Raw genomic sequence first — 8,546 nt, forward strand, 5'->3', positions numbered from 1 at the left:
TGTTGTGCTCCACCGTGATGACGGCCGGGTGGTCGGCGTTGCCGTACACGTCCCCGTCGACGACCAGCTGGGAGATGTCCCAAGGCGTCGTGGGGATGATAGAAGATCGCGTTCACGACCTCCCTCAGGTCGCAGGAGCCCGGGTCGCCCGTCGCTGACCGCGCCACCCGGTCCTGCTTCCAGGCTGTGATCATCAGCTCGATCAACGCCCACTGCTCGTCCGATAAGTCGCTGAGGTACGGCTCTCTCTTCACACCCCGCATCTCAACATGGACATGCCCACCCGGCGACTCGTACGGCGGTCAGTACCACGATCGAGCGATCACGAACCGAGGAAGATCGGACTTAACGCCCACTCAGTTCGCCGTGCGGGTCCAAGCCGCGGTCAGCAGCGACGCCGTCACCGCTCGCGCTGGAGGGGTGTGCGGGGAAATACGTATGTCGCTACTGAAGTTTGCTTTGGTCTGAGCGGTGGGGCGGGTGGGGCGCCTACGGTGCCGGTCATGGCTGGTGAGTTTCAAAGTGGTGGTTCGGCCCGTGAGGTTGCCGCGGTGGGTGGGCGGTTGTCCGACCTGGGGTGGCTGGTGACTGGCGACCCGGAGCAGGTTCTGTCGGCGTTGGACGGTGCTGCCGGGCAGGAGGAGGTGCTGGCGGCTGCCGTGTACCGGGCGTCAGGGCACGTGCACCGTGATGCCGCTGCAGGGGCACGGCGGCAGGTGCTGGCGCTGGATGCCGCCCGGTACGGAAACCTGGAGTTGGCGAGAAGCATTGCCGGCGTGGCTGTGCGTCAGGAGGCGGATGATCCTTGGGTCGTGCAGTGGGCGACCGGCTGCGGCCTGGATTCCCGGCTGCGGTATGCGTTGCCTGCGCCGGCCAAAGCGGGTGTGGTGGCGACGGTGGTGGTAGAGGGCCGCGGGCTCGCTGTCGTAGGTTGCGAGGACGGCGCACTGCACTGGTGGGATCTGGCAACGGGCAGGGCACTCGGCAAGATCGTGACCGAGCACCCCGGCGCGGTGCGTGCTCTGGCGACGGCGGTGCTGGACGGTCGTCCCGTTGCTGTGACCAGCGGCTCCGATGGGGCCGTCCGAGTATGGGACCTAGCCGAGGGAGAACAGGTCGGCGCGTTCCACGCCACCAACGATTCCTGGGTGACATCGCTCGCCACCGCAGTGGTCGAGGGCCGCCCGGTCGCGGTCGGCGCCAGCACCGACGGCGTGGTGCAGGTGTGGGATCTGGCCGCCCTCTCCCAGCACGGTGAGCCCTTGACTGTCCACACCGGCTTTGTGTCTGCTCTGGCGACGGCGGTGCTCGGGGGCCGTCCCGTCGCTGTCACCAGCCACTCCAAGGAACTCGGGGCGTTGGACCCGATCACGGGGGAGGAAACCCTCCGGTTGTGGGACCTTGTTACGGGACTGGAGCTTCGCCCCCTGAGCGACCGTTCCGAGTGGCCTCCCGTCTTCGCAGACCAGGCGTCCGACCGGCCGACGGCAACCAGCAGCGACAACGATGGGGAGGCAGGGCACTGCGTCAGTCTGGACCTCAATGCCAAGGCGAAGTTCCTGGTCACGGACCCGGCGTCCGAGTGCCCCATGGCCGTCAGCGCCAACACCTACGAGGTGCACGTCTGGAACCTGGCCACGGGCGAGCAGGTCGGTGAGCCCGTTCCGGGCTTCGTCGGCGCGGCGGCTGTGAGGGTGCTGCACGGCCGCCCCGCCGCCCTCGTCGCATTCGACAAGTCGGTCGAGGTGTGGGATCTGTCCACCCTCAGGCATCTGGTCCTGCCGCTGACGGGCCACGACGCGACTGTGCGGGGAGCGGCGACGGCGGTGCTGAAGGGGCGTCCCCTCGCCGTCACCGCTGATGACGGCTCGGTGCGGATCTGGGACCTCGACGGTGAAAGGGACACTGGAAACAGGCCGACTGTCCATGCCGGCCCCGTGCAAGAGGTCACCACGTCCGTGGTAGACGGCCGTTCCGTCATCGTCACCCTTGGCTCGGACACGAAAGTGCGGGTATGGGACCTCGACGGCAAGGGACAACTCGGTGAGCCCCTGCCCACACATAGCGACGCCGTGCGCCTGATGACGGTGAGAATGGTGAACGGACAGCCCACCCTCATCACGCGCGACCGGCAAGACACCGTGCGGATCTGGGACCTGACCACCCGGGAAGAACTTCGAGGGCAGGCAACCACGGAGTACACCAGTTCGTACATCGGGTTCTTCGCAGCAGTCGACGGCCGCTTCGTCGGTGTGACCTGGGAGGGACGCGTATGGGACCTGACCGTGAACAAATGGATCGGAGTGCAGCCGCGGCAAGAGGGTGCCCTGGCCCTGGAGACACTCGAAGGCCGCAACGTCATTCTCACCGGGAGAAGCGCTGAAGCACTCCATCTGTGGGACCTGGCAACGGGCGAACCGCTCGGTCCACCGCTGACGGGACACACCAGATGGGTGCAGGCAGGGGCAGTGGGGATGCTCGACGGCCGCCTTGTCGTCGCCGCCGGCGACGACCGAATCGTGCGAATGTGGGACGCGACCACAGGGCAGCAGATCGGCACGTACACCTTTCCCGCTCGCATCACAGGACTGTCGGTAGCGCCCAGCGGGCGGCTGGTGGTCGGTTTCGGCCCGGATATCGCGGTTCTGACTCACCGGGATTCTCAGGGTGGTCGGCGCGATGAACCACGGGCCGGGGTGTGATCCAGTGCAGCAGACGTTCGAAAGGGGCGACCGTGGAACGCGACCAGGTCCGCAGCCGACCCGCCGGTTCCCGGAATTCGGTGAGGTTGGCGACCTTCAATGTGCTGCATGGCCGTCAGGTACGTGAGGGGAGGCCGGTTCCCCCCTCTGCCGCCGATGCCGAGCGGCCACTCGCCGAGGCCGTCGCATCGCTGGACGCCGATGTCGTGAGCCTGCAGGAAGTTGACCGCTTCCAGGAACGCTCAGGGCTCACCGACCAGGCACGGGTCGCGGCCGAAGCGGTCCGTGCCGAGGACTGGCGCTACGCGTCGGCACTCCACGGTCGCTCCGTGCTCGGTCAGGGGTGGGTGCTCGACCCGAGCGAGCCGGGGCTGCGCGTGTACGGTCCGGTCGACGGCGCGCCGGGAGCGGCACCCCCCTCGCACGGCATCGCCCTTCTCTCCAGGCTCCCCGTACGCGAGTGGCGAGCTATGCGCCTGGCCCCTGCTCCGCTCGGCATGCCGCTGCGCGTGGTGGGGCGCCCCGGCCTCACGGTGGTACGCGACCAGCCGCGGGCCGCGTTGGCCGCCGTCCTGCAGGGACCACGCGGCCCGTTCACCGCCGTAGCGGTGCATCTGTCCTTCGTGCCGGGATGGAACGCGCGCCAACTCCTCGCGCTGCGCGCCTTGATCACCGATCTGCCCCGACCACACCTTCTGCTGGGCGACTTCAATCTGATCGGCGCGATTCCCCGCGCAGTGCTCAATGCCGCCGAACTGCTCGACCCCAGCCGAGACCGTCCCGCACGGCGGTACGGCTGGCGCGACCTCGCATCCGTACCGACCTACCCCTCCCACCGCCCGGTACTGCAGTTCGACCACTTGTTGGCAAGCGGACTCCCTCAGGACGCCGAGTACGCCAAACACGCGCCACGGACCCCGATCTCGGACCACCGGCCCCTGGTGGTCGACCTCTGGGGGGGTGCTTCTATCTGTTCGGTCAAGGTCTGTGGGCTTGGTCAGGCTGTTTGTTCGTGCCCGGGTTCGTAGAGGGCGTGGTGCTTGAGCATGGCGTGCAGGACGTCGACGCGGCGGCGGGTGAGGCAGATGAGGGCGGCGTTGTGGCGCTTCTTCTCCGCGCGCTTCCTGTCGTAGTAGGCCCGCGATTCGGGACTGCTGAGCGAGGCGAACGAGGCCAGGAACAGGGCCCGTTTGAGCATCTTGTTGCCGCCGCGGGGCGGTCCTTCGCCCCGGATGGAGGTCCCGGAACGACGGGTGGTGGGGGTCAGTCCCGCGTAGGAGGCCAGGTGGGCGGCGGTGGGGAACGCGCTGGCATCGCCGATCTCGGCCAGGATGCGGGCGCCGGTCCTGACCGCGACCCCGGGCATGGAGGTCAGGACCTTCGCGAGAGGGTGGGCCTCCAGCAGGGCGGCGACCCGCATCTCCAGGATCTCGCGGCGCTTGAGGAGGACTGCGAGGGCCTCGGCCAGGCCGGAGACGATCTCCCCTGCCGAAGCGGTGCCGGGAACCGTGACGGTCTGCTCGGCCAGCGCGGTGGTGATCTGCTCGGCCAGGGTGTGGGCACTGCGCATCCGCGGGGCCGCCTGGAGCATGACTTGCGCGATCTGCTCGGTGCCGGCCTGGGCGAGCTGGGCCGGGGAGCCGACGGTCTGCAGCAGGGCCAGGACGGCCGGGTGCCGCAGGCGGGGCCCCAGGACGCGTTCGAGGGCGGGGTGGATGGAGGTGAGCAGGCCGCGCAGCCGGTTGGAGGTGCGGGTGGCGTCCTGGGCGAGGTCGTCGTCGTAGCCCAGGACCATGGTCAGTTCGGCCCGCACGCTTTCGTCGGGGTCGATGTTGTGCAGCAGGTGGGGCATGGTGCGGGCGGCATCGGCGATGACGTAGGCGTCGCGGGCGTCGGTCTTGCCGGTGCCGGGATGGCAATCGGCGAGCCGGCGCATCGACAGGCCCGGCAGGTAGGCGACTTCGCACCCGCAGGCGCGGGCGACGGTCACCGCCAGGGTGCCAATGGAGGCCGGCTGGTCGACCACGACCAGGACCTTCCCCTTGCGTTGGAGGCGGGTGAACAGCTCCCGCAGTTGGGGCTCGCCGTTGGGCAGCGGCTTGTCGAAGGTCGTCCGGCCGTCGGCCAGGAGGGCCGTGCGGTGATGTTCGGACTTGCCTACGTCCAGGGCGCAGAACACATCGATCGACATGAAGTCGTTGCTGGTCACCGGGCTTTCCCTCCCCGGAGTCACAACCGGTGGCCCGCCCGGGCACCGGAGATCGGCAGCCACATTACGCAGCCCTGCCCATGGGGCGGACACGCTTCCATCAGCGACCATCCGGTGCCGCCGGGACCGGCGACAGCACCCCCCGGATCATCAAGGACAGGGGCAAAGAGTCATACCGGCCCCGGAGGCCACGAGCCCGAACCGGGCTCTACGAGGAAGGTAATGGGCATGCCGTACGCGGTGTACTCGAGGTCGGAGGTGAAGTCGACCGCGGGGGCTGGGTCGTGGGGCGGGGTGGTGGCGTCGAGGGTGCGGTCGAGGTCGGCGAGGGTGGCGGGGCCGGAGTCGGGTTCGTCGTGGGCGTTGTCCAGCAGGTTCTGCAGGCCGGGCACCCGGCTGGCCTCCAGCGCTTTGATGCTGCTGGAGAGGTTTCCGGAGGTGGTGGTGGTGACGGCGCAGGCGACGTCCTGGCCGAGGTCCAAATACCGCAGCGCGTCCTCGGCCGTTCGCCAGACGGTGGCTTCGATGGCCTGGCGACTCCAGCGGCCGTAGGCGACGAAGCCCAGGCGCTGGGTGTCGGGCAGGCGCGTGAGGACAGCGAGGTCGATGGCGGTGATGTTCGGGGCGGTGGCGAAGCCCTCTTTGAGGGGGGCGATGATGTTCGAGCCCATGGAGGTCAGCCACCACAGCAGCCGGTCTCGCTTGGTGAGGGTCTTCAGCGTCGGTCGGCCGTTGGGGGTCAGGCCGGGGGTCTGAGTGGGCAGGGTGTCGAGGTCCTGGTGCCGCATCAGCACGGACAGCACCGAGCCGTCCACGCCGACCGCGCAGCCGGCGGCCGGATTATCGGAGAAGGAAGTGTTGACGGCCTCGCAGACGGTTCCTTCATCATTGGTCGGCCCCTGGTACAGGAAGCCCTTGCGCTCCAGACCCATCACGGCACCGGGTGTTGCTGGCGGGTGTTCGTGAGTGCGTGGTTTGCGGATGTTCCTGTTTCTGCAGGGCAGGTCTACATCCCGCCCCAGTACATCTCAATCTCACTGCTGCCTGAGTCTCCGAGGTGATCGCCGTAGTGGATCAAGGCGCTGATGCCGAGGATGAGGAGGAACACGGCGAAGCCGATGCCGCCGGCCATGGCCAGATGGGCGCCGGGACCGGTGAAGGTCCTGCCGGTCTTGGTCGGGTGGGAGTAGCCGAGGACACCGGTGGCGGCTGTGGCGACGCTGGCCAGAATGCCGAGGAAGCCGATCTTGATGCTCGTGGGTGTGGAGCTGTCGTGGATCGCTGCTGTCGTGGTGGGCTCGGCGGCGGGAGTGGTGTCCGTCGGGGCGGCGGTGTCGCTGTCGGCCGGTTGGCTGGGCGCGGTGAAGGGCGGGCGAGTGGGGGTGTCGATGCCGTCTTCGGGTGCATCCCAGGCGGCGGGGGAGGGGGGAGCTGATGGAGGGGTGTGGCTTGTGCCGGGGTGTGGCGCGGGCAGCGGCGGGGTGATCGGCAGGTCCTCGGGGCGTTCGTCCGTCTGCGGTGCCGGCCAGGGGTTGTTCTGCCTGGCGCTGCTGGGTTCGCCGTATGGGGCGGGCAGCGGTGTTGGTGCGGATGGGGGATCAATAGGGTCGGTCTCATCGGGCTGGGGGAGGCCAGGGTGCTGCGTGAGGGCCTGGTCGCGGAGGTCGTCGAGATGGGCGCTCTGGGCGCGCTCGGCCAAAAGCGCGGCCAGCCGGGCGTCTTTGTGCACGGCATCCTGGCGGGCTTCTTGCAGGTCAGTATGGGCGGCGCGCAGTTCCGCTTCGAGGCCGGCGATGATGCTCAGTGCCTGCCGGTGTTGCTCTTCCGCGGCTGCGGCCAGGGTGTCGGCGTACTCCTGCTGAGTCTGCAAGGCCTGGGCGGCTTCCTCGCGCACGGCCTCTGCCTCACTGCGCACCAAGGCCGCCTGACGGCGGGCGAGTTCGGCATCGGCGTGGGCCGCTGTCGCCTGGGTGCGCCAGTGCTCCTCCCGCTCCCGCAGCTCCACCTCGAATTCGTGGGCCCGCTCACTGGCTTCGTGCAGAGCTTCATGGACCTGTGCGAGCCGCTCCAGCAGCGTGGCTTCCCGCTCCTGCCAGGCCTGCTGCGTCTGCGAGGTTTCCTGCTCGGCGTGTTCTGCCTCCTGGCGGCGCCGGTCGGCCTCCCCTCTCCACAGCTGCGCTTGTTCGCGGGCCGCAGCGACGTCCTGCCGCAGCTCTGCCACACAGGCCCTGACTTCGTCGAGATCCCGGGTCAGATGCCGTTCGCGGTCCCGCAGGCGCTCGACCTCCTGCCGGCTATGGCCCAATGCGCGCTGGACGGCGGCCTGGACCCACCGTGCCTGGCGGGCCCGCTGCTCCGCCCGCGCCACCCGCGCCCGCTGTTGTTCGATCTTGCCCTGCAGCCGGGTGACCTGCTGCTGCTGAACATCGGCCAGCGTTAGTGCGCCGTTGTAGGCGTTGAGGATCTCGTACACCGCATAGACGTCGGCCTTTCGTTCGCGCAGCGCAGGCCAGTACGCGTCCCACAGCGCCTTCACCTCCGTGGCAGGCGGGCAGCCGCGCTCCTCCTCAACGATTCTCAGCAGATCGAACACCACATCCCGCGTGGGCACCGACTGGCCCGAGAGGATCCGCTGCACACATGCCGGGCTGCGCCCGGTGAGGAAGGCTTCCAGCCGCTGCGCCTCCGCAGCGCCGGGCTGGTCCGCTTTCGCCTGCTGCGGTGCCAGAGCTTCCAGCCGGCGGGCGATGGCTCTGATCGTCAGCGGCTGCTCGCCGCTGAGCAGCGGCAGGAAGACCGTGCGGCGCACGGTGGCGGTCCACGCGTGCACGGGAGCCGGCAGGTTGTCGTCGATGGGCTTCAAAGGCCGCCCGGGACGGGCCATGTTCATTCCCCCCTGGACCAATGGATGGTCGTCTTCCGCATCAATTCCCGACCTGTGACGGTGGGTTGAACACCGATCACAGAATGTAGGAGCCCACCTTGGCCGTTTCGCCCTCCTCTCCGCAGCCCAATGGACAATCGCGCCCTCTGCGTGCCGCCGCCCGCGTCGGCGCGGGCATCGGCGGCATCGGCACCCTGGCCGCCTCCCTCGCCGGCGCACCCTGGGGCATGGTCCTCACCCTGGCCCTGGCCGCCTTGGTCGTCGTCCTCGTACAGTCCGTGATTGACGGCCTGATTCCGCAGGACTCCGCCGACCGCCTGACATGGTGGAACTCCTACTGGACCTACCGCCAACGGCGGGGACGCCCCGGAACCCGCCCCCACCTCCGCCCCCCGGCACGCCCGCACGTCCCCGCCGAGGCCGAGGAGCCGACCAGGGTGGTCGGCGCGACCAGGTAAGGCCGTCAGTAGCGCCATGCACGGGGTAATCCCGCACACCCGCTCTCATCTGGTGGGCACCGCGCGAGCAGCAGGTGCAATTCGCCCACCACGGCCCACGCATCTGATCAACAGCCTGCAAGGCGGCAGATGGTCTCGAAGTGGGGCTCGCAGCAGCTGAGGGTGGGACAGACGCCGGGCGGCGGGCAAGCCGGATCGGGCGCCGTGGTTGCTCGCGCTTGACGGCACGGCCGCGCGCGATGCCGGCGGACGAGCCGGGAGAGCGGAGCGGGCCCGCGCCGACTGCGTTCAGC

At 69.1% G+C, this 8,546-nt stretch carries 6 protein-coding genes and 1 pseudogene; 3 read left to right on the forward strand and 4 right to left on the reverse strand.

What is annotated here, in order from left to right:
• Window positions 1-104 precede the first annotated feature (104 nt).
• Window positions 105-254 (reverse strand): annotated as a pseudogene (locus ABZZ74_RS51255) (IS5/IS1182 family transposase); the annotation flags it as partial.
• 249 nt (window positions 255-503) lie between these two features.
• On the opposite strand from ABZZ74_RS51255, the gene ABZZ74_RS51260 reads away from it, so the two are divergent.
• Window positions 504-2,702, forward strand: coding sequence for a WD40 repeat domain-containing protein (locus ABZZ74_RS51260; protein ID WP_356951004.1), 2,199 nt, complete (start codon window positions 504-506; stop codon window positions 2,700-2,702).
• A gap of 32 nt (window positions 2,703-2,734) precedes the next feature.
• On the forward strand, window positions 2,735-3,730 hold the full coding sequence (locus ABZZ74_RS51265) for an endonuclease/exonuclease/phosphatase family protein (protein ID WP_356951005.1): 996 nt from the start codon (window positions 2,735-2,737) through the stop codon (window positions 3,728-3,730).
• Here the strand turns inward: ABZZ74_RS51265 and ABZZ74_RS51270 are convergent.
• The 3 genes from ABZZ74_RS51270 to ABZZ74_RS51280 all read right to left on the reverse strand — a co-directional run bounded on the left by ABZZ74_RS51270 (window position 3,700) and on the right by ABZZ74_RS51280 (window position 7,795).
• Window positions 3,700-4,893, reverse strand: a complete 1,194-nt coding sequence (locus tag ABZZ74_RS51270; RefSeq protein WP_356951009.1) for an IS110 family transposase — start codon at window positions 4,891-4,893, stop codon at window positions 3,700-3,702. The two genes, ABZZ74_RS51265 and ABZZ74_RS51270, sit on opposite strands and share 31 nt — an antisense overlap.
• Before the next feature lie 188 nt (window positions 4,894-5,081).
• A complete protein-coding gene (locus tag ABZZ74_RS51275; protein WP_356951006.1) occupies window positions 5,082-5,846 on the reverse strand; it encodes a hypothetical protein in 765 nt (254 codons plus the stop codon).
• Between the two features lie 71 nt (window positions 5,847-5,917).
• A complete protein-coding gene (locus ABZZ74_RS51280) occupies window positions 5,918-7,795 on the reverse strand; it encodes a hypothetical protein (protein ID WP_356951007.1) in 1,878 nt (625 codons plus the stop codon).
• A 98-nt stretch (window positions 7,796-7,893) separates the two neighbouring features.
• On the opposite strand from ABZZ74_RS51280, the gene ABZZ74_RS51285 reads away from it, so the two are divergent.
• Window positions 7,894-8,253 carry a hypothetical protein gene (locus tag ABZZ74_RS51285; protein WP_356951008.1) on the forward strand — a complete coding sequence of 120 codons (360 nt, stop codon included), beginning with the start codon at window positions 7,894-7,896 and terminating at the stop codon, window positions 8,251-8,253.
• Window positions 8,254-8,546 lie beyond the last annotated feature (293 nt).

The sequence above is a fragment of the Streptomyces sp. NPDC006476 genome, assembly GCF_040612015.1.
Lineage (GTDB): Bacteria > Actinomycetota > Actinomycetes > Streptomycetales > Streptomycetaceae > Streptomyces > Streptomyces griseorubiginosus_B.